Here is a 19,814-nt window from a genome sequence, read left to right as displayed (position 1 = left end):
CCGCCGCGCCCTTTTACCAAGTTTGGGTCTGAGGTTACTCAGCCGCCCAGCCGCCAACGGCTTTCACCTCAAGAAAGTCTTCCAAACCCCAAAGACCGCCTTCGCGCCCGTTGCCGGATTGCTTCATGCCGCCAAAAGGCGACCCTGCACTGCGCGACTGGCCATTCATCTCGACCATGCCGGACCTTAACACCCGCGCCATGCGATTGGCGCGTGCACCATCCTGTGTCTGGACATAGTTGGTCAGACCATAGGGCGTGTCATTGGCGATTTCGACGGCCTCTTCTTCGGTGTCGAAGGGGATCATGGTCAGGACCGGGCCAAAGATTTCCTCGCGCGCGATGGTCATATGGTTGTTGGCATCAGCAAAGACGGTCGGGCGTACATAATAGCCCTTGTTCAGCCCTTCGGGACGCCCGGTGCCTCCCGTCACCAAACGGGCGCCTTCATCTATACCTTTCTGGATCAGGTCCTGAATTTTGGTCCACTGAAGCTCGTTCACGACAGGGCCGATGTGACGTCCTTCTTCCTGCGCACTACCGACCGAAACCATGCTGGCCACCTCGGCCGCGGTTTCCACGGCCTGATCATAGATCGGGCGTTGAACCAGCATGCGGCTTGGCGCGTTACAGCTTTGGCCGGTGTTGTTCATCATGTGCAAAACACCGCGTTTGACCGCCTTTTCATCGGCATCGGCAAAGACCACGTTTGCGCCTTTTCCGCCCAACTCCAGATGTACCTTCTTCAAAGTATCGGCAGCGCTTTTCGAGATCGCGGTCCCGGCACGGGTCGATCCGGTAAAGCTGACCATATCCACATCCGGATGCGCCGATAGTTGCGACCCGACGCCGACACCATCGCCATTCACCAGATTGAAAACACCGGCGGGGAATCCTGCCTCATCCATCATCTCGGCAAAGATCATCGCGTTCAGTGGGCTTTGCTCGGACGGCTTCAGAACCATTGTACAGCCGGCAATAGCCGCCGCGCCAACCTTGAGCGTGATCTGATTCATTGGCCAGTTCCATGGCGTGATCAGGGCGGCCACGCCGACCGCCTCATAAATAATCCGGTCATTGGGTGCGTGATCGCCCAGTGGGCGGTCGAACTGGAACGCTTTGGCTGCGCGTACAAAGTTTGCCAGGTGGTACATGCCCGCGCCGGATTGTTGGGTGCGCGCCATGTCGATTGGCGCTCCCATTTCAAGTGACATCGCCTGTGCCAGATCCTCGGAGCGGCTTTGGTAGATCTCGATCAGTTTTTCGACCAGTGCGATGCGGTCTTCGACCGGAGTGGCCATCCAGCCGGGCAGGGCGGCCTTTGCGGCCGCAACTGCGGCGTCGGTGTCAGCCTGCGCACCCAGCGAGATCACCGCACAAGGTTCCTCGGTCGATGGGTTGATCACCTCGAAATCATTTTCGACAGATGGGGCGACCCATGTTCCGTTAATGTAGAAGTTGCGTTTCTCGATCATCACGTATCCTCCTGATCCTGTGGCCCGGATGGCGGGAATTTGCGCCACTCTGGCACCGGCATATAAGCGTGGCAAGAAATAATTTGATCAAATTATTTTCCTCAAAAATGAATACCCTTTCAGGCCGTGAATGGTTTAACAATGGCGCAGAGTAATTAGGTTTCCCCAATCGACTCGGTTTTTTCACAAAAAGGAGATGCCCCATGGGTTTGCGCATCAATGACACCGTTCCGAATTTCACCGCAGAAACGGATCAGGGCACGGTTCAGTTCCATGACTGGATCGGCGACAGCTGGGCGATCCTGTTCTCGCACCCTAAAGATTTCACTCCGGTCTGTACTACCGAGTTTTCTGCGGTCGCGCAGTTGAACGATGAATGGGCAGCCCGCAACACCAAGGTGATGGGCGTCTCAGTCGATGGTGTCGAGGACCACAAGAAGTGGAAGAAAGACATCGAGGCGTATGGCAACGCCAACCCTGGTTTTCCGATCATTGCCGATGACGGCCTGGCCGTGTCCAAGGCGTTCGACATGCTGCCCGCCGAGGCGTACCTGCCCGATGGTCGCACGCCCGCCGACAGCGCCACCGTGCGTTCCGTATTCATCATCGGGCCGGACAAACAGCTGAAACTGTCGATGACCTACCCGATGACCGTGGGCCGTAACTTTGCGGAAATCCTGCGTGCGCTGGATGGTCTGCAGATGAGCGCCAAGGGCGTGGCTACCCCCGCAAACTGGGTGCCGGGCGAAGATGTGATCATCCCGCCTGCCGTGTCGAACGACGAAGCAAAAGAAAAGTTTGGTGAGTTCGAAACGATCTTCCCGTACCTGCGAAAAACAAAAGCGCCGAGCTAAAATAAATTCGGGCGGGGCTCAAAGCGCCGCCCGGTTCCAAAGCACCTTTAAAGCCACTTAAGCGGCGGATCTTTGAGGGTGCAGATACAGTTTCCGACGATAAGCCGCGCGTTTGAATTCGCGTGTCAGCTTGTCGGCCAACGGCGGGCTTGCCTGAATGGTCGAACCGCCGATTTCCTGCGCGACTTCCTGATTGCCGCTGCCTTGCAACGATAGGATCGGTTGTCCTGTCACCCAGTGCATTTGCAGGAACGTGTCCACCGGCCGGTCGATTTTGTTGGTTATCGCAAGCAACCGTTCAGCTGCACGCCGCCCCACCATTTGACAGACGCATTGCAGACCAATGATCTTTGGCAGGATCAGACGCATTCCGTTTTGTTTTGCGAGCGTTCGCGCCGCATCCTCACGCTGCTTCACCGGAATTCGTATATAATGATCCGGGGTCGCAAGCGGTTCCAGCATTTCCAACGCATCAGCCATGCGGCATGGATCTATGCGCAGATCATCCTCGGTAATGATGGCGCGGTCGATCTTTTCATCGACCAGCTTGCGCCAGATTCGGCGGTGGCTTTCGAAAACCCCGATCTCGGCCGGGCGCAGTGGAAATGGATATCTGGGGCGGTACAGGTCGCCTGGAAACAACTGAACATCCGCGATCTGCGCGGGATCCTTCCCGTTGACGGCCTCGAATAGTTCTGCATTTGGCAGACTGGCACACAGCTGTTCGGCGTTGGGTCGCCGCGCTGTGCTTGCCGTCATATGGATGACAAATGTCTTCATGTCACAGTGCATAGAACACCGGAACGGGAGGGGGAAGAGAAACCCGAAAGAAACACTTCCCCGTGATGTGTCAGAATCCGTAGCGCAGGCCGAAATTGACGCTGAAAGCGTCGATGTCATCCTCAACCGTACCTGTGGATGCGCCGTTCGGCGCCAAACGTGCCGACGAAACATCGAATGCCCGAGTATACCGGGTGTCCAGCGTCAAAGCGGTACTTGGGCTGATCTCGTAGGCAACGCCGGCAATGATTTGCGCCGCAAAGGTGGTGTCGGTGTCGTTAAGCTCGACGCCTGGTCCGTATGCAAAGTCCAGATCAGAATACGTAGCACCCAGTCCCAGACCGACATAAGGCGTAAAGGCTCCGGCCTGTTTGAAATCTACCAGCACATTAGCGAACAACGATGTTTGTGACACGTCGCCCGAAATGTTCCCTTCTGCACCAGGGCCGTTGCCCGAGAAATTGACGCCATCCACGTCATTGTCACGATACGACAGCTCAAGTTCGATCCGGGTGCCGATCTGATTGTTCGACCATTGCGGGATCTCTTTGCCGACGGCGATGCCAAGTCCGTAACCGCCGTCGAAGTCTGTGTCCACTGATTGCGAAGATCCGTTGACCGTGCCGCTGAAGTCGCTGTCCTGTAGCTGGCTGTACCCGGCAAAGCCATGTAAGTAGAGGCCCTCAGACAAGTTCTGTGCGGCCAGCGCGGATGCGCTGATCGTCAAGGCTGTCGTGGCGAGAAGAAGACGCGTAACCATGGCCATGTCCTTTGTTCCATAATTGGTATGGCGGACATGTGGGCAATAGAGGCCCAAAATAAAGGCGACAGCCGCTCACTTCGCTTCACAGTAGTTTGGGGGCGTGTGAGTGAATAAACTTGGCGACTACTCGGCACTTTGGGCCTCGGTGAAGTGATGGAAAGGCGGTTAGGCCGCCCGGTTCTGCATTTGCCCGATTTGTGTTAGGGTTGGGCGGGGCAATCAACAGGTATGTAAGCAAGACGTCGGGCATTCGGACTGTTTAGAACAGGAGAAGACGATGGCGTTTACAGATTGGTACGTTGAAGGTGATGCGTTCGGGAACTGCAATTGCGGCTATGCCTGCCCTTGCCAGTTCGAAGAATTGCCAACCCAGGGGCATTGCCGCGGTTTTGAAGTGCTTGAAGTGTCCAAAGGTCATTTTGGCGACATCGACCTTTCTGGAACAAAGGCGGCGCTGATCTATGCCTGGCCGGGTCCGATCTTTGAGGGCGGCGGCGAAATGCAAGTAATCATAGACCCAAGTGCCTCGGACGCTCAACGCGCCGCGTTGGAAAAGGTCTTTCATGGGGAAGAGACCGAAGAGATGGCGACGCATTGGCACGTCTTCCGTACGATGTGCGACAATGTTCACGAGACACTGTTTGTGCCGATTGATTTTGAGATGGACATGGAGGGGCGCACCGCCAGTGTTTCAATTGGTGACGTGTTGAATTCAACCGGACGTCCCATTGAGGCACCGCATGGCGGTGGTCCTCATCGCGTGCGGATCGACATCCCCGGCGGTATCGAGTTCACTCTGGCCGAGATCGGCAGCGCATCAACCAAAGCCGATGCCGCGATCAAGCTGGATTTGAACGACAGTTATGGACAGTGGCATGTGATGAAACACGGGCCGTCTGGCGTGGCGCACTGACGTTCTGGCCAGTTGACTTGTCAGCAAGGATCAGGCTGCAGCGGCTTCACAAGTCAGATGTTCGCTTTGACCAGCTTCGTTCATTTCCTGGCTTGGCTTAATGGGCCGCACGCGATCATAGATGATGTGGAAAAGGTAGGTGTAAACCGTGTAAGTCAGCGTCAGACCGACATTGAGCGCAAGCGCTGATCCCAGAGAATGCCCCCCAACCATCATCAAAAGTGGGCAAGTGATCATGACTGCCGTAACCTCATGCAATGTGGCATGAAGAACGCGCACCGATTGGGGGCGTTTGCAGGCCAGCCGGGCCGTTTTATCCCGCTCAATCAGATCGAAAATGGTGTTGAAGATCGGGCACCAGATCATGATCACAATCGACAGCATAGTGATCATAGCGAACCCGTGCACCATCGATGCACCGGTCAAATACGCGTATACGGGCGAGACAAAAGCGATCCCTATCAATTCGAAACTGCCGGTCTGGATAATGCGTTCTTTGAAAGTCCTCAGTGTCATTTCACGCCTTTCAATACACAGGATCACGGTTCAGCCGAGCGATGGCCCGGCTGCTGAAAATACGGATGGTCTCAAGGGGTGGATTTTTTCCCTAACGTAACCTTTCATGAAGAAATACATCTGACTGTGAACTCGAACACATTCAGATATTTATGGCAAAAATTGACCGATCCGCCCTTGGCTGGGCGGTCATAGCTCGAAACGAAAAAAGGCCCCGGCGATTCCACCGGGGCCTTGATCAATTGAAAGAAGAACAGGTTACTCTGCGCTTTCCTCTTTCTTTTCTTTCTTCTCGGGAACGATCTCCTCGCCGGTTTCCTGATCGACCACTTTCATCGACAGGCGGACCTTGCCGCGATCGTCAAAGCCCAGCAGCTTGACCTTTACTTCCTGACCTTCCTTCAGAACATCCGACGGATGGTTCAGGCGGCGGTTTTCGATCTGGGACACGTGGACCAGACCGTCGCGCTTGCCAAAGAAGTTCACGAAGGCACCGAAGTCGACGATCTTCACGACCTTACCGGTGTAGACCTGACCTTCTTCCGGCTCGGCGACGATCGAGTGGATCATCTCATACGCCTTCTTGATCGACTCACCATCAGGCGAAGCGATCTTGATGACGCCGTCGTCGTTGATGTCGACCTTGGCACCCGACACTTCGACGATTTCGCGGATGACTTTACCGCCCGAACCGATCACTTCGCGGATCTTGTCGGTCGGGATGTTCATGGTCTCGATGCGCGGGGCGTGGACCGAGAACTCGTTGGTCTCGGACAGGGCTTTACCCATCTCGCCCAGGATGTGCATCCGGCCGTCCTTGGCTTGCGCCAGGGCTTTCTCCATGATCTCAGGCGTGATGCCTGCAACCTTGATGTCCATCTGCAGCGAGGTGATGCCGTTTTCGGTACCAGCCACTTTGAAGTCCATGTCGCCCAGGTGATCTTCGTCACCCAGAATGTCCGACAGGATCGCATAATCGCCGTCATCTTCCAGGATCAGACCCATGGCCACACCGGCAACCGGTGCTTTCAGCGGAACACCTGCATCCATCATCGACAGCGAACCGCCGCAGACCGACGCCATCGAGCTGGAGCCGTTGGATTCAGTGATCTCCGACACGATGCGGATCGTGTAGGGGAAGTCGGTCGCCGCAGGCAGAACCGCCTGCAGGGCGCGCCATGCCAGCTTGCCGTGGCCGATCTCACGACGGCCGGGGCCACCAACGCGGCCAACTTCACCAACCGAATACGGAGGGAAGTTGTAGTGCAGCAGGAAGTTCGATTTGAAGTTGCCGTGCAGCGCGTCGATGAACTGCTCATCGTCGCCAGTGCCCAGCGTGGTTACGGCCAGTGCCTGAGTCTCACCACGAGTGAACAGGGCGGAACCATGCGTACGCGGCAGCATCGAGGTTTCTGCAACGATCGAGCGGATATCGGTGGTCGAACGACCGTCGATCCGCTTACCGCCTTTGACGACGTCGCCGCGCAGAATGCCGGCTTCCAGCTTTTTCATCGCGGAACCGAGGTTGCTGTCTTCCAGCTGCTCTTCGGTCAGCGCTTCCTTGATCGCTTCACGGGCAGCGGCAACAGCGGCGGTGCGCTCTTGCTTGTCGGTGATTGCGAACGCGGCGCGCATCTGCTCTTCACCGGCGGCCTTAACGGCAGCAGACAGTTCGGAGTAATCCGGCGCCTGGAAGTCAAACGGCTCTTTCGCGGCTTCCTCAGCCAGCGAGATGATCAGGTCGATAACCGGCTGGATCTGCTCATGCGCAAAGTTCACCGCGCCCAGCATTTCCGCTTCGGACAGTTCGTAAGCTTCCGATTCAACCATCATCACGGCGTCTTTGGTGCCAGCAACAACTAGATCCAGACGCTGTTCAGGGTTCAGGCGCAGGTCCTGCATGTCGTCGACGGTCGGGTTCAGAACGTATTCACCGTCCTCGAAACCAACGCGGGCACCGGCGATCGGGCCACGGAACGGCGCGCCGGAAATGGTCAGTGCGGCAGAAGCGGCGATCATTGCAACGATGTCGGGATCGTTGACCAGATCGTGGCTCAGCACGGTACACATCACCAGAACTTCGTTTTTGAAGCCGTCAACGAACAGCGGGCGGATCGGACGGTCGATAAGACGCGCGGTCAGCGTCTCTTTTTCGGTCGGGCGCGCCTCGCGCTTGAAGAAGCCACCCGGAACCTTACCGGCGGCATAGTATTTTTCCTGATAGTGGACGGTCAGCGGGAAAAAGTCCTGACCTGGTTTTTGAGCCCGTGCAAAGGTCACGTTCGCCATGACGCTGGTTTCGCCCAGCGTGGCAATCACACTGCCGTCCGCCTGACGGGCAACCTTGCCGGTTTCCAGTGTAAGCGTCTCTTCGCCCCACTGCATAGATTTCTTTGTTACATCAAACATATGCGTATCCTAGATGGGAGCACTCCCGCCCCTGCGGGTCTCCCGTTTTGCATGGCGGCCCCATTGCCGCCGACCCAATTTTTACTTTCGTCTGAGTGCCGGGGTCAGGGCACAACGTCTCAGATAACGCGCGCATACATTAGATTGCGTTGAATTGAAAGAGGTCTCGCTAGCGGCAAGGATATTGCCTGAGTTTACAAAGGCCGCTCACGCGACTCTCGAAATGCCCGAATGTCAGTCGCTATTTCCAGAACTGGTGAAGTGGCTGTGACGTGTACAGCGCCGTCCCTGTCAAACTTCGAAAACGCCAATGCAAAGACCGACCAAACCCACGAATTCAGCCACAGTAGTGCACCACTTGCTGCGATCCCCCTAAGAATAACCTCAAGATCGAAATTGGTTAAGCGCTGGGTTGTGGGGATAGAGACCACCGGCAACAGGATCGGCAACAGGGCGAAACCGCCGTGAGGAAGCCGGAATAGAATTGCTGGAAAGTCGATAGGAAAAAGACGCTGCACAAAGGGAAAAAATGCGCCCAAATTCGTTAATGGAGTGTTGGATGCACGGCGTACGCTAAAATCACTCGCATTCTTTTTTGTGAATGCATTTTGTGAAATTTCGATGCCAGTATAGGATGTTACCACTGAACCCGCGGTTGAAAAGACGGAAGCGCGCCAAGGGGGTATAATACTCATATCCGTCAGTCGGCCGAATACCTTGGCGTTTGCACCTATTGAACAGAGGGGCATCGTATGGCTCAGACTAAGAAAATGCTGGATCCGGATCCACGGATCTATGATTTCGAAACCGAATACGAGCTTGGGCAAGACAACGTCCGGCCATTCGGTCTGGATATCCACAACCCGGTCTTTTTGATCTCGAGTATCCTGATCTTTGCGTTCGTTCTGATCGCTTTGGCCAACCAGGAGGGTACCGCGGCACTGTTTGGCTGGTTACGACCATGGCTCACCAGCACGTTTGACTGGTTCCTGGTCCTGTCGGTCGACGCAATCACGTTGTTCTGTCTTGTTCTGATCGTGTTGCCAGTTGGCAAGGTGCGGATCGGTGGCAAGGACGCAAAGCCCGACTATTCCTATGCCGGATGGATTGCGATGATGTTCGCGGCTGGTATCGGCATCGGGCTGTTGTTCTTTGGAGTGATGGAGCCCGTCTATTACAATTTTGCCGAAGACGGTAACGCGGTGCCACTGGGCATCGACATCGCCGTTCCGGGCAATGAGTATGCTGGAGTCGTCGGTACAATCCACCATTGGGGGCTGGAAGGCTGGGCGGTCTATGCCGCTGTTGGTCTAAGCCTGGCCATCTTTGCCTATAACCTTGATCTGCCCCTGACCTTGCGTTCAGCCTTCTACCCGATCCTCGGCGAACGCGTCTGGGGTTGGTGGGGCCATATCATTGATACCTTGGCTGTATTTGCGACGCTCTTTGGCCTAACCACCTCGCTGGGTCTTGGCGCGCAGCAGGTTGCGGCAGGATTGAATGAGGTGTTCGGTATCGAACCCAGCCCAACGGTCACAGTTCTGCTGATCATCGGTATCACGTTGATTGCGTTGGGTTCAGTCCTGATGGGAATGGATGCTGGCGTCAAACGGTTGAGCGAAATCAACATGATCATGGCCGTGGGCCTGTTTATCTTCGTGATTGTTGTTACCGGCGTCGGCACAGCCATCGCTCGGTATTTCAACGTGATGGTGGATTATGTGTTCCACCTACCGGCGCTGTCGAACCCGTTCGGGCGTGAAGACACCAGTTACTTCCACGGCTGGACGACATTCTATTGGGCCTGGTGGATCGCATGGTCGCCCTTTGTGGGCATGTTCATCGCCCGCATCTCAAAAGGTCGCACAGTGCGCGAGTTCATCCTTTGCGCCTTGCTGGCACCAACGGCAGTCTGTGCCTTGTGGATGTCGACTTTTGGCGGTGCCGCCATCGACATGCTGAATGCAGGTGGAGCCGAAGGTGTGCGTGCCACAGTGATCGACAGCTACGCCCCTGAAGGTGCGCTGTTCGGATTCCTCAAGGAGCTGCCGCTTTACAGTATTGTTGCGCCAATCGCCCTGGTCCTGATCGTGGTGTTCTTTGTTACCTCGTCGGATTCTGGTTCGCTGGTGATCGATACGATTACTGCGGGCGGCAAGATGGACGCACCGGTGGTTCAGCGGGTGTTCTGGTGCACTTTGGAAGGTCTGGTCGCCATTGCGCTGTTGCTTGGCGGGGGCCTCTCTGCACTGCAAGGTGCTGCGGTTTCCACAGGTATCCCGTTCACCTTGGTGGTTCTGATCATGTGCTACTGCTTGTGGCTGGCGCTGAAATCAGAAAAAGCCAAGATGTAGGGCCTTGATCCAATACATTCTGGACGCCCGCCTTTTTGGCGGGCGTTCTTTTGTCGCCGGACAACCGAAAACGCCCGGAAACTTCGCGGAGAAAAAGCAAGGCACTGGCTAGGGGCCCTGAAGCCTAAACTTCGGCGACACTCACTGCAGTTTCGAGTGCTTGATCAAGACTGTTCGCCACCTGATCCACGTCGTCCAACGACAAACACAGCGGAGGCACCATCCGCAGACATTGTTGAAACGGACCGGACTTCGACAGGATAATTCCTTGCGCGCGGCAGGCTTCGAAAACCTCCGTGGTCATGTCCTTGTCCGGCGTTTTGCTGTCCCGGTCTTTCACGAATTCGAGCGCAAGCATAAGGCCTTTCCCGCGGACATCGCCGATGACCTGATACTTGTCTTTCAAGCCATGCAGCCTTTCCAGCAAGGCGGACCCCACAGCGCGGGCGTTTTCCTGCAACCCTTCGTCCCGCATGACCGCAAGAACCGCACGGGCTGCGGCAGCCGAGGTCGGGTTGGCTCCATAGGTGTGGAACATGAACCTTTCTGCCATCGGTTCCGCAATACGTTTCTTGGCCACAACCGCCCCGATCGGGAAGCCATTTCCAAGACCTTTTGCCATGACGACGATGTCGGGCACGACGCCGTCCGCTTCGAACCCCCAGAAGTTTTCGCCAGTGCGGCCAAAGCCGGATTGTACCTCATCCGCGATATAGAGACCTCCTGCCGCGCGCACGCGCTCGGCTGCGCCGGACATATAACCGGGCGGCATTTCAATTATGCCGCCATAGCCTTGCACGCTTTCGACGAAAATACCCGCCACCTGACCGGAAGTGGCTGTGGCGATGGTGCGGTCGATCTCGGCTAGATAGGGTTGGGTCCCTTGTCCAAAGATACCGCGATATTGGTTGGGTTCAGGCACAAACGCCACATTGCCGGGCATGCCCGGGTGACGCCAACCCGAGATACCGGTGATCGACTGCGCTGCAGCCGTTGGTCCGTGATAGGCCGTCCGCAGGGCCAGTAAGTCCAGATTGCCGGTGTAAGTGCGCGCCATCGTCATCGCTAGGTCAACAGCTTCGGATCCGGAGTTGGTCAGATGCACCACCCAATCCTGGCCTTTCGGCATGGTTGCGGCCAGTTCTTCGGCCAGATGTGCAGGTGTCGGGTGGTAGAACATTGTCGTGCAGTGGGTCAGTTCCTGCGCCTGTGCAGTTGCTGCCGCCACCACGCGCGGGTGCGAGTGCCCGACCGAGATACAGACATTCATGCCCAGCAGATCGGTGTATTTCCGACCATCCGTGTCCCAAAGATATTGGCCCTGACCTTTCTTGAATACGATGGGTTCGCGAAACGGTGTGAACCGTGTCAGCGAGGCGGCATAGTACTGGTCCCGTCGCGCGGCGGTGTTCGAGAAGTCCCAGTCGGTATGAAGGGGATGGTTGGTCATTTGGAACCTCCGGTTTTCAGGCGTGAGTTTTCGGGGTCAAAAGGGGCGTTGGGCAGAATGGATGCGGCACGATGCTGGCCCAGTATTGAGATGGTCAGCCCGTCTCGCACAGTCGGGTCGCGCAGATAGGCCAAAGCCAGAACCTTACCGGTCCGGTGGCCATAAGCACCCGAGGTGGCGATGCCGACCGGCAGACCGTCTTTCCAGACCGTGTGCGCGTAGAACGGATCTATCTCACCGGCGTCGACCTCAAGCAGCACCATTTCCCATGCGTTGTCCCTTGCTAGTTCGTCGCGTAGGTCCTTGCGGACAAACGGGGTCAGACCTGCCTCAAATGGGCTGCGTTCGGTCGTCAGATCACTGCCCCAACCGCGATAGCCTTTTTCAAGGCGCATGGAGTTAGCAGCATAGGCCCCGTAGAATCCCAGACCATGAGGTTTGGCGATCTCTTCAAGCGTCATGAAAAGTTGCACGGCATGTTCTTTGGCTACATGCAATTCCCAGCCATATTCGCCCAGATAAGACACCCGCAGGGCGCGCAGGGAGAACCCGGCGACATGGGTCTCGTGCGCGGTGAGCCATGGCATATGGTTCAACTCGGGCAACACATCGGAGGATTTGGGCCCCATGACGCCGATAACTGCCAGATCCTCAGAGACGTTTCGGATGGTGACGTCAAAGCCTTTGGCAACCTGCGTCAGAAGATCATGGTCGATCTGCTCGGCCGCGGCAGCGCTGGTCAGATAGGCGTGATCCTCGGCTAAGCGTGTGACGGTGAATTCCGACAATACACCACCTGCAGGGGTCAGCGCATGGGTCAGGCCGATCCGTCCCGGCGGGATCGCGTGGTTCGCGCCCAATGCTTGTAGGAAGGCCGCGACATCGGGGCCGGTGACGTCGAATTTCGAAAACACCGACAAGTCGGCCATGGCGACGCGATTGTGCGCGGCCTCGACCTCTTGCGCCACGGGTTCGAACCAATTGGCGCGGCGGAAGGTTTTATCGGCGATTGCTCCGGGCGTGTTTGAGAACCAATTTGGACGCTCCCACCCATAAGCCGCGCCCATCACCGCGCCACGTTTGACCATCAGGTCGTGCAGCGGGGACAGCCGCAGGCCGCGCCCTGCGGGCCGTTCCTCATGCGGATAGTGCACGCCGAATTGCAGGCCGAAACACTCGACGGCCTTAGCCACGCGATAATCACGATCAGCCCAGGACCCAAAGCGGCGCGAGTCCACGGCCAGCGCATCCATCGGGGGTGCGCCGTGGGTCATCCAATGGGCCAGGAACCAACCTGCGCCACCGCCTTCCATCACCCCCATGGACGAGCCGGTCAAAAGCCAGGCGTTTTCCAGCCCGTGTGCAGGTCCGATCAATGGATTTGCATCCGGGGTGAAGGTAATCGGTCCGTTGATCACCGATTTTATGCCGCCGGTTTCCAGCGCTGGTATGCGCTCCATGGCGGCCATGATGATGTGTTCCACACTGTCCAGATCCGGCGGCATCAGGTCCGCGCCGAATTCCGGCGGTACACCATCAACGGACCATACCTTGGCGTTCTTTTCATACGGCCCGAGGATCAGCCCATCACGCTCTTGCCGCACGTACCAGCTTTCTTCTGGGTCGCGGATGATCGGCAGCTCTGGCAATCCCTCTTTGATCCGGGATGACACGGCCTCCACCGTGTCCGTCACCAGGTATTGGTGCAGCACCGGAACAGACGGGATGTTGAGGCCCATCATATGCCCGATTTCCCAGCCCCAGGTGCCTGCAGCGTTGACCACGTGGGTGGTTTCGATGATCTCTTTCGCAGTCTCGATCCGCCAATGGTCCTGCTGACGCTCAACCGCGGTGACTGCGCAATTGCGTATGATCCGAGCCCCGCCACGCCGGGCAACCTCAGCCATTGCGTGGGTTGCCAGCGTAGGGTCTACATGGCCGTCATCGGGTTCATAAATCCCGCCGATCAGCCCATCCAGATTAGCCAGCGGGAACAGCTCGGCGATGCGCTCGGGCGTCAGCACCTCCAGCGGGTAACCGGTGAATTCAGACAGACCGGCCACATGGCGAAACTCGTCCATCCGGTCTGGGTTGCGGGTGATCCGCATCGCACCTGAGCGGTGAAAGCCGCAATCGCGTCCGGTTTCCTGCGGAAGGATATCGCGGTAAAGCCGAACAGAGGTGGCGCGCAGCTCTTGAATGGTGGGATTGTGGGCGAAATGGGTACACAGCCCCGCCGCATGCCAGGTCGATCCATGGGTCAGGTCATTTTTCTCGACCAGCAGAACATCGGACCAACCAGCCTTGACCAGATGATACATCAGCGACACGCCCATGGCTCCGCCGCCGATGATTGTAACCTGCGCCTTGGTCATGCGCGCATCCTTTCGCCTGAGGGATCAAAGGGTGGGCGTCGCAAGGGCTGCGCGGGATAGTCCTGCCCGGCGACCCGAACCGTGAATTTTCGATCGCATGTCTGGATCAACGTCTCGCCCGATTGGACCGCGACTATAGCAAAGCACAGGTTCAGCCCCGTGCGCGGCCCGCGCCCGCCTGAGGTTGTCAGCCCCACATGGGTGCCGTCCTCGAACACCGGTTCGTCATGCAACATCAGGGCATCGCTGTGAACCTGCAGAAGGATCAGGCGTTGATGCAGACCATTGGCCTTTTGCTGTTCCAATGCGGATTTGCCGAGAAAGTCCTTGGACCAATCAATTGTGAACCCCAGGCCGGTTTCAAGCGGAGTTATCTTGGGGCCGAGTTCATGCCCCCAGTGTTTGAAACCCTTCTCCAACCGGCAGGCATCCACCGCATAGTGGCCCAGCGGGCGCGCGTTTGCCTTGTGGAGCGTGTCGAACAGCTGAGGGGCCTGCGCGTTGGGTAGGGTTAGTTCCCAGCCCAATTCTCCGACAAAACTAACGCGCGTGGCGCGGCAAGTAATGCCTGCCATTTCGGCGGTGGCGGCATAGCCAAATGCCATTTCTGGAACGCTGCCAAGACCCTGTAGCAGCGTCCGGCTGCCACCTCCCATTACACCGATTGTGCAGAATGCTTCGGTCAAATCCTCGACAGACACATCGCCCTTCAAATGCCTGCGCAGGAACATCAGATCGCGCATGCGCGTGGCGGCGCCCGAGGTCAGATGAAACGCATCCCTACCCAACCGCGTGATAGTCACATCCATTTCGATCCCACCGCGCGCGTTCAGTATCTGGGTATAGACAGCACGACCAAGGGGTACGTCCATCTGTGCGGTCGTCAGGCGGTTCAATGAACCCAGAGCATCCGGTCCGGTGATGTCGAGCTTGGTAAAAGGGCTCAGATCAATCAACACGGTGCCCTCATCCATGACCGCCGCTTCGGCTCTGGCCAGCGGCCACCACTGCTGATCCGCCACCGAATAGTCCTGCGCCGGACCATAGTATATTCCGCGTTCCCAACCGGCAGTCAGGCCGAAATGCGCCCCGGCCTTAGCCCAGCAATCGTGCAGCGCGGTGGTGCGCAGACCTCGGCCTGATTTGGGCTGTTTATATGGCCAGTGAAGGGCAAAAAGATCAGCAACCGCCTCTTCCATTCGGTCGGCCATGTGTTCGGTGCTGGCTGTGGCGGGGTCGACCCGGGCGACATCGACCTCCCACATATCCATCGAGGCGTGGCCGTCGACCATCCAATCGGCCAGCGCCCGTCCAATCCCCGCCGAAGACATGACCCCGACCGAGTTCATTCCCGCGGCCACAAACAGACCATTGATCGATGTTTCGCCTACAAGAGGTCTCGTGTCTGCCGTGAAACTCTCTGGGCCGTTCATGAAATGCTGGATGCCCACCCTTTCAAGGCTGGGGCAAAGCTCCAACGCTGCCTCCATGAATGGGGCGAATTGGTCCCAGTCTTCAGCCAGTTCAAGGAAGGGCCGGTCTCCTTCTGGACCGTAGGCGTCCCAACATTTCGCATTGGGTTCAAAGCCACCAATGACCAGTTTGCCCGCGTCGCCCTTGATGTAGATGCCTCGATCCAGATCCCGGATCACTGGAAAGGGGTTCGGCAGGTCGGGGATGGGTTCGGTGACCACATACATGTGCTCGACCGCCTGCAAGGGCAGCGCTACGCCAACATTTGCAGCCAGTTCGCGGGACCAGGCGCCGGTGGCCAGAACGACCTGATCAGCGTCCAATTCGGTTCCATCAGCGAGAATAACGCCGTTGATGCGCTCACTCTCTTTACGCAGTGACTGAACACTGGTGTTCTCGCGTATCGTCACCCCGCGATCCCGTGCGCCCTTGGCGTAGGCCATGCAAAGATCGACCGGGTTCACATTGGCATCTTCGGGCACATAAAGCGCGCCCACATGGTTGCTCAGATCGAGCTGTGGCAGAGGCACGTCCGAGGCGGCGATCACCCGCGGCGTCAGACCCTGCGTCTGGCCCAGATCAGAAATCCTGCGCAGCTCATCCAGGCGGGCGGGGTCGCGTGCCAGCCAATAACCGGACGTGCGGCGATATCCGGTGGACATGCCGGTCTCGGCCTCAAGGGCAGGGAAAACCTCAAGTGCCGCCATGGCCAATTGGGTCATATTTGGCGTCGCACGCAGTGGGCCGACAATTCCAGCCGCATGCCAGGACGTGCCCGAGGTCAGCTGATTGCGTTCCAGAACCGTAACGTCGGTCGATCCGCGCTTGGCCAGATGGTAGGCTAGGCTAAGACCAATTGCGCCACCTCCGATGATCAAAACGCGGCTCATCAGAAGTAATCCTGATCAGGTTTCTCGGCCTTGCGCTGCGCGATGTAATCCTGCAGAGCGGCGTCGATGTCGGGGTCGAGGCCGGGGTCTTCGTAGCCGTCCAGTCGTTCCTTCCAGATTGCATTGGCACGTGTAGCGGCGTCCTGCTCTCCGGCTGCGTGCCATTGCTCGAACGAATTGTCGTCCGGGGTCCAAGGACGGAACAGCGCGGATATGAAATTGGCCTGCGTATGCTCGGAACCGAGGAAATGCTGTCCCGGACCGGTCGACGCAATTGCCTCCATTGCCTGGGCATTCTCGCTCATGTCGATGCCGTCAAAGAAACGCCCGATCTTACCGCACAGATCATGATCCAGGATTGTCTTTTCGAACGAGGTCACCAAGCCGCCTTCAAGCCATCCAGTGGCGTGGTTGATGAGATTGGCGCCCGCGAACATCGACATCATCAATCCCCAAGCGGCTTCTTGCTGACTTTGGCCGTCCGGTAGCTTTGATGCGCTGAGCGTGCCAACCGTGTGCAGCGGCACCCCCAGCCTGCGGGCAAGCTGTCCGGCAGCCAAAACCATCAACCCGGCCTCGGGCGTGCCAAAGGTCGGTGCCCCGGATTTCATCGACATGGTCGAGGCGAAACTGCCCATCATGCAGGGTGCCCCGGGGTTTACCAATTGGGTCAAAGTCATTGCAGCCATGGTTTCGGCCAATACCTGAGCCAACGTTCCAGCCACGGTGGACGGCGACATGGCCCCGGTTAGAACCCAAGGGGTGCAGGCAACCGGTTGTCCTGCGCGGGCGTAGGTTTTCAACGCGCCGGACATGTGGCTGTCCATCACCAGCGGCGCGTTTGTGTTCGAGACGCAATACAGGACGGCGTTTTCAGCGACAAAGTCTTTGCCAAACACAATTCGCGCCATGTCGATCGCGTGACCCGCACGTTCAGCCCCGATAAAGGCACCCATGAAGGCACGATCAGAATAGCGAATATGGCCATAGAGCATGTCGAGATGGCGCTTGTTGGCAGGCAAATCCACCGGTTCGCAGACCACGCCGCCCGAATGGTGCAGCCAGGGCAGGCTGTGATGCAGCTTAACCAGGTCGACGAAGTCCTGATGCGAGGCATAGCGCCGCCCGCGATCCAGATCGTGTACAAAAGGTGGGCCCCAGGCCGGGCACAACACGCTGGCATCGCCGCCAAGCTGAACACTATTGGCCGGGTTCCGGGCATGTTGAGTAAATTGCCCCGGTGCGGTCGCCATGATCGTATTGCGGCAGAACCCCGGCGCGAACCGAACGCGCGAGCCGTCGATGTCACAGCCTGCATCGGCAAAAATGCTCAGGATTTCCGGGTCGTCCTGAAACTCCATCCCGGTTTCCGCAAGAATGGTATCAGCATTGGCCTCGATTTGTTCCAGCCCTGCTGCGCTGAGGACATTGAAGGTCGAGAGCTTGCGCAAAATGAACGGCGCGCGGGTCTCTGGAAGAGCGCGAGGTTCAGAAGCCCTGCGGCGACGGGATGAGCGCGAACGTGTCATGGCCAAAGCGTTGACCCAGAGCTTGACGAAAACCAAGAAAATTCCAACAGTATTAGGATCATTTATACTAAGGTTGAGCAATGCCTGATCATCGCAAGCTATCCCCAAGTCTGATGCGTTCACTTGAGGTGTTCGTGGCCGTTGCAGAAACAGGTCAAATGCGGGCGGGCGCAAAGCTATTGAACCTGTCACAGCCAGCTGCGTCCCAGCACGTCACGGCGTTGGAAAAAGCCTTTGGCACTGTGCTTTTGGATCGCAGTACGCGCCCGGCGCGGCTGACCCATGCGGGAGCGCGTTTGCATGGCAAAGCGCAGAAGATTCTGGATGCACTTTCGGACATGGAAACCGAATTGCGCCATGTCGGCCAGAAATCCCTGAGCTTGCTGCGGGTCGGAATTCAGGCCTCGATTGCTACGACACTGACGCCCTCTTTGGTCGCGTTTGCACAGCGGGAATTCAACGTCGAAGATATCACCCTGCATGCGGGTCAAAGCGGCAACCATGAACACCTTTTAAGGACGAAACAAGCGGACCTTGCCATCACATCAAACCCATTTCTGGATATGGATGGTTTAGAGCGTCACCACGTTCTGACCGAAAGATACCTTTTGGTCCTGCCGGAAACATATGACGGCCCGACAGACAGTCTGGAAGCGATCCAAACGCGACTTCCTTTGGTGCGCTTCGGAGATACAACCAACGCGGGCCGCCAGATCGCGCAGCATCTACGCCGCTTGCGGTTCGAGCCCGACAGGGTCATCCAAGCGGATCGGTCCAGCATGGTGACGTCCTGTGTGGCTGCGGGGCAGGGGTTCAGCCTGCTGACGCCTACATTGCTGATTGACGGTTTGGTCGAGAATATGAGCCTGAAGCTGCAAGAGCTGCCTGTATCTGGTCTTTCGCGCACCTTGACGGTTGTCGCCAGAAAAGAAGAGCTTCAGAGCTTTCCGAAAGCGCTGGCGGAAATGTCCAGACGGAAACTGTTGGAGCGCATCACCAGTCACATGGGCGGCATCGGAGCTAACAACGTAGAGTACGATTTGGTCTAGCGCACCTAGGATTGGTCCAAAGTCGATACCTGTTGGTGAACTTCGACAACATTGCCCTCGGGATCGCGAAAGAACACTTGGTGCCACTCTTTCGAAAACGCTGTGCCATAGTCCGAGTACGGGACACCGTTTTCTTCAAGTATTTTAAGGACAGCGGCAAGATTATCTGTTCGGAACGCAATGTGTCCCCGGCTCACCGGGTTGATGACCTGATCGTTTTTGAAGGCGACATTGAAATCCCGTTCCGCCAGATGCATCTGCATGCCGCCGTCCGTAGCAAAGCGAATTTGGCCATCATAGCCTGCGTCTTCAGTGGCTTCGGAACGCGGGAAATTCTGCTGCGGAATATCATCCAAACCTAAGACGTTTGTATAAAAGTCATGCAGGCGATCTACATCGTCTGCCACCAAGTTAATATGATGAAATTCCAGCTTCATTTGGTTCCGTCTTTTTGCCGTTCAATTGGATATGCGCTTTGGGGAACGCCTCAATGAATGGTGGTTGATCAGATTTCGGGATACTGCCGACAGAGTTTGTGAACTTCAAGCTGGATTGAGTCTCGCTGTATGACTACTCCGAGAGCGCGTTCCCGAGTATAAAAAACGCCCGCTAAATAAGCGGGCGTTTGAATTCTAAAAGCAGTAGGATCCGGTTTTAGCGGCGGATGCCCAGCTTTTTGATCAGGTCCTGGTAGCGCGCTTCTTCTTTGCCCTTCAGGTAGTCCAGCAGCTTACGACGCTGGGCGACCATTTTCAGCAGACCGCGACGACCGTGGTTGTCTTTTTTATGGGTCTTGAAGTGCTCGGTCAGGGTGGTGATGCGCGAGGTCAGGATTGCAACCTGGACTTCTGGCGAACCGGTGTCGCCGTCCTTGGTTGCGAATTCTTTCATGACGCGTGCTTTTTCAGCGGCAGTAATCGACATCGGGGTCTCCTTTAAAAGGTTAGAGTTAATGGCGCAGGCCGGGATGTCGTCCAGCACAGGC

General features: G+C 57.2%; 16 protein-coding genes. 4 read left to right on the top strand and 12 right to left on the bottom strand.

The annotated features are described in order from the left end of the window. Nucleotides 1-34 precede the first annotated feature (34 nt). A complete protein-coding gene (locus ACR0AK_RS19375) occupies nt 35-1,474 on the bottom strand; it encodes an aldehyde dehydrogenase family protein (protein ID WP_480794605.1) in 1,440 nt (479 codons plus the stop codon). Nucleotides 1,475-1,677: 203 nt separating this feature from the next. Here ACR0AK_RS19375 and ACR0AK_RS19370 point away from each other — a divergent pair, with 203 nt between their 5' ends. Continuing rightward, nucleotides 1,678-2,328, top strand: coding sequence for a peroxiredoxin (locus ACR0AK_RS19370; RefSeq protein WP_058274981.1), 651 nt, complete (start codon nt 1,678-1,680; stop codon nt 2,326-2,328). A 57-nt stretch (nt 2,329-2,385) separates the two neighbouring features. Here the strand turns inward: ACR0AK_RS19370 and ACR0AK_RS19365 are convergent, their stop codons facing one another. Beyond that, a complete protein-coding gene (locus ACR0AK_RS19365; protein ID WP_170562125.1) occupies nt 2,386-3,108 on the bottom strand; it encodes a glycosyltransferase family 25 protein in 723 nt (240 codons plus the stop codon). Nucleotides 3,109-3,178: 70 nt separating this feature from the next. After that, a complete protein-coding gene (locus ACR0AK_RS19360; protein ID WP_480794604.1) occupies nt 3,179-3,868 on the bottom strand; it encodes an outer membrane protein in 690 nt (229 codons plus the stop codon). Nucleotides 3,869-4,148: 280 nt separating this feature from the next. On the opposite strand from ACR0AK_RS19360, the gene ACR0AK_RS19355 reads away from it, so the two are divergent. After that, nucleotides 4,149-4,784, top strand: coding sequence for a DUF1326 domain-containing protein (locus ACR0AK_RS19355; protein ID WP_170562131.1), 636 nt, complete (start codon nt 4,149-4,151; stop codon nt 4,782-4,784). Nucleotides 4,785-4,814: 30 nt separating this feature from the next. Here ACR0AK_RS19355 and ACR0AK_RS19350 read toward each other — a convergent pair whose 3' ends face one another. The 3 genes from ACR0AK_RS19350 to ACR0AK_RS19340 form a co-directional block, all read right to left on the bottom strand. Continuing rightward, the gene (locus ACR0AK_RS19350; RefSeq protein ID WP_480794603.1) at nt 4,815-5,300 is read right to left on the bottom strand and encodes a PACE efflux transporter; all 486 of its coding nucleotides are present in this window, start codon (nt 5,298-5,300) and stop codon (nt 4,815-4,817) included. A gap of 258 nt (nt 5,301-5,558) precedes the next feature. Then, nucleotides 5,559-7,709, bottom strand: coding sequence for a polyribonucleotide nucleotidyltransferase (gene pnp, locus ACR0AK_RS19345; RefSeq protein WP_480794602.1), 2,151 nt, complete (start codon nt 7,707-7,709; stop codon nt 5,559-5,561). 194 nt (nt 7,710-7,903) lie between these two features. Beyond that, nucleotides 7,904-8,404, bottom strand: a complete 501-nt coding sequence (locus tag ACR0AK_RS19340) for a hypothetical protein (RefSeq protein WP_480794601.1) — start codon at nt 8,402-8,404, stop codon at nt 7,904-7,906. A 57-nt stretch (nt 8,405-8,461) separates the two neighbouring features. On the opposite strand from ACR0AK_RS19340, the gene ACR0AK_RS19335 reads away from it, so the two are divergent. Next, the gene (locus tag ACR0AK_RS19335; RefSeq protein ID WP_170562139.1) at nt 8,462-10,063 is read left to right on the top strand and encodes a BCCT family transporter; all 1,602 of its coding nucleotides are present in this window, start codon (nt 8,462-8,464) and stop codon (nt 10,061-10,063) included. Between the two features lie 124 nt (nt 10,064-10,187). Here the strand turns inward: ACR0AK_RS19335 and ACR0AK_RS19330 are convergent, their stop codons facing one another. Genes ACR0AK_RS19330 through ACR0AK_RS19315 form a run of 4 tightly spaced genes read right to left on the bottom strand, consistent with a single transcriptional unit; the run spans nt 10,188 to nt 17,780 of the window. Then, nucleotides 10,188-11,513: an aspartate aminotransferase family protein gene (locus ACR0AK_RS19330; protein ID WP_480794600.1), complete on the bottom strand. Its 1,326-nt coding sequence runs from the start codon at nt 11,511-11,513 to the stop codon at nt 10,188-10,190. Beyond that, complete coding sequence (locus ACR0AK_RS19325) at nt 11,510-13,888, bottom strand: GcvT family protein (protein WP_480794599.1); 2,379 nt, start codon at nt 13,886-13,888, stop codon at nt 11,510-11,512. Before ACR0AK_RS19325 ends, ACR0AK_RS19330 begins: the two co-directional genes overlap by 4 nt. Then, nucleotides 13,885-16,251: a GcvT family protein gene (locus tag ACR0AK_RS19320; protein WP_480794598.1), complete on the bottom strand. Its 2,367-nt coding sequence runs from the start codon at nt 16,249-16,251 to the stop codon at nt 13,885-13,887. The genes ACR0AK_RS19325 and ACR0AK_RS19320 overlap by 4 nt, the downstream gene beginning before the upstream one ends. After that, nucleotides 16,251-17,780, bottom strand: coding sequence for a trimethylamine methyltransferase family protein (locus ACR0AK_RS19315; RefSeq protein ID WP_480794597.1), 1,530 nt, complete (start codon nt 17,778-17,780; stop codon nt 16,251-16,253). The genes ACR0AK_RS19320 and ACR0AK_RS19315 overlap by 1 nt, the downstream gene beginning before the upstream one ends. 80 nt (nt 17,781-17,860) lie before the next feature. On the opposite strand from ACR0AK_RS19315, the gene ACR0AK_RS19310 reads away from it, so the two are divergent. Next, nucleotides 17,861-18,829 (top strand): LysR family transcriptional regulator, encoded by a 969-nt coding sequence (locus tag ACR0AK_RS19310; RefSeq protein ID WP_480794596.1) that lies wholly within the window; start codon nt 17,861-17,863, stop codon nt 18,827-18,829. 5 nt (nt 18,830-18,834) lie between these two features. Here the strand turns inward: ACR0AK_RS19310 and ACR0AK_RS19305 are convergent, their stop codons facing one another. Further along, complete coding sequence (locus ACR0AK_RS19305) at nt 18,835-19,266, bottom strand: VOC family protein (protein WP_480794595.1); 432 nt, start codon at nt 19,264-19,266, stop codon at nt 18,835-18,837. 217 nt (nt 19,267-19,483) lie between these two features. After that, nucleotides 19,484-19,753 (bottom strand): 30S ribosomal protein S15, encoded by a 270-nt coding sequence (rpsO, locus tag ACR0AK_RS19300; RefSeq protein WP_008757925.1) that lies wholly within the window; start codon nt 19,751-19,753, stop codon nt 19,484-19,486. Between the last annotated feature and the right edge of the window lie 61 nt (nt 19,754-19,814).

The sequence above is a fragment of the Ruegeria sp. BI12 genome (assembly GCF_056537985.1).
This window is presented reverse-complemented; position numbering and strand designations above follow the sequence as displayed.

Coding starts and splice junctions, on each gene's coding strand:
- ACR0AK_RS19355 (WP_170562131.1), top strand. CDS start 4,149: ATGGCGTTTACAGATTGGTACGTTGAAGGTGATGCGTTCGGGAACTGC.
- rpsO (WP_008757925.1), bottom strand. CDS start 19,753: ATGTCGATTACTGCCGCTGAAAAAGCACGCGTCATGAAAGAATTCGCA.
- pnp (WP_480794602.1), bottom strand. CDS start 7,709: ATGTTTGATGTAACAAAGAAATCTATGCAGTGGGGCGAAGAGACGCTT.
- ACR0AK_RS19360 (WP_480794604.1), bottom strand. CDS start 3,868: ATGGTTACGCGTCTTCTTCTCGCCACGACAGCCTTGACGATCAGCGCA.
- ACR0AK_RS19350 (WP_480794603.1), bottom strand. CDS start 5,300: ATGACACTGAGGACTTTCAAAGAACGCATTATCCAGACCGGCAGTTTC.
- ACR0AK_RS19305 (WP_480794595.1), bottom strand. CDS start 19,266: ATGAAGCTGGAATTTCATCATATTAACTTGGTGGCAGACGATGTAGAT.
- ACR0AK_RS19330 (WP_480794600.1), bottom strand. CDS start 11,513: ATGACCAACCATCCCCTTCATACCGACTGGGACTTCTCGAACACCGCC.
- ACR0AK_RS19365 (WP_170562125.1), bottom strand. CDS start 3,108: ATGAAGACATTTGTCATCCATATGACGGCAAGCACAGCGCGGCGACCC.
- ACR0AK_RS19370 (WP_058274981.1), top strand. CDS start 1,678: ATGGGTTTGCGCATCAATGACACCGTTCCGAATTTCACCGCAGAAACG.
- ACR0AK_RS19320 (WP_480794598.1), bottom strand. CDS start 16,251: ATGAGCCGCGTTTTGATCATCGGAGGTGGCGCAATTGGTCTTAGCCTA.
- ACR0AK_RS19310 (WP_480794596.1), top strand. CDS start 17,861: ATGCCTGATCATCGCAAGCTATCCCCAAGTCTGATGCGTTCACTTGAG.
- ACR0AK_RS19325 (WP_480794599.1), bottom strand. CDS start 13,888: ATGACCAAGGCGCAGGTTACAATCATCGGCGGCGGAGCCATGGGCGTG.
- ACR0AK_RS19375 (WP_480794605.1), bottom strand. CDS start 1,474: ATGATCGAGAAACGCAACTTCTACATTAACGGAACATGGGTCGCCCCA.
- ACR0AK_RS19315 (WP_480794597.1), bottom strand. CDS start 17,780: ATGACACGTTCGCGCTCATCCCGTCGCCGCAGGGCTTCTGAACCTCGC.
- ACR0AK_RS19335 (WP_170562139.1), top strand. CDS start 8,462: ATGGCTCAGACTAAGAAAATGCTGGATCCGGATCCACGGATCTATGAT.
- ACR0AK_RS19340 (WP_480794601.1), bottom strand. CDS start 8,404: ATGAGTATTATACCCCCTTGGCGCGCTTCCGTCTTTTCAACCGCGGGT.